Origin of the sequence: Roseomonas sp. TAS13 (genome assembly GCF_001950415.1) — a bacterium.
Classification (GTDB): domain Bacteria; phylum Pseudomonadota; class Alphaproteobacteria; order Acetobacterales; family Acetobacteraceae; genus Roseomonas; species Roseomonas mucosa.
The window spans coordinates 1-714 of sequence record NZ_BDLP01000771.1 but is presented as its reverse complement, the minus strand read 5'-3'; the positions used below and the strand labels follow the sequence as shown (position 1 = coordinate 714).

General features: G+C 71.0%; 1 protein-coding gene. It reads left to right on the top strand.

The window, feature by feature from the left end; all coding sequences use genetic code 11:
• The coding region (locus ROTAS13_RS25420) for a class I SAM-dependent methyltransferase (protein ID WP_139323618.1) at positions 1-714 on the top strand (714 nt) is incomplete at both ends.

Sequence of the window (714 nt, the reverse complement as noted above, 5' to 3'; positions counted from 1 at the left end):
TCTGCTGCAGGAGATCGAGGCCGAGGACCGGCCGGCGACGGCCGAGGAGCAGGCCCGGCTGGCGCGTTTCACCGGCTTCGGGGCGTCGGAGCTGGCCAACACCCTGTTCCGCCGGGCGGGCGAGGCCTTCCGCGCCGGCTGGGAGGAGATGGGGAGCGAGCTGGAGCAGTTGGTGACCCCGGCTGAGCTCGCCGGCCTCGCGCGGGCGACGCAGTATGCCCACTACACGCCCGAGTTCATGGTCCGGGCGATCTGGCACACGCTGACGCGCATGGGCTTCGCCGGCGGCTCGGTGCTGGAGCCCGGCTGCGGCACGGGCCTGTTCCTGTCCCTGCTGCCGGACGCCCTGGCCAGCAAGACCAGCCTGACCGGCATTGAGGCGGACCCGATCACGGCCCGCATCGCGCAGCGCCTGTTCCCGGATGCCTGGATCCGCGCCGAGGACTTCACCAAGGCACGGCTGGCCGAGACCTTCGACCTGGCGATCGGCAACCCGCCGTTCAGCGACCGCACCGTGCGGGCCGACGACCCGAGCGGCAGGCTCGGCCTGTCGCTGCACGACTACTTCATCGCGCGCTCGGTCGAGCGCCTGAAGCCGGGTGGTGTGGCGGCCTTCGTGACCAGCCGCTGGACCATGGACAAGACGTCCTCCGTGGCGCGCGAGCACATCGGGCTGTCTCTTGATCACATCTACGCACAGCTCCACCGTAAGGC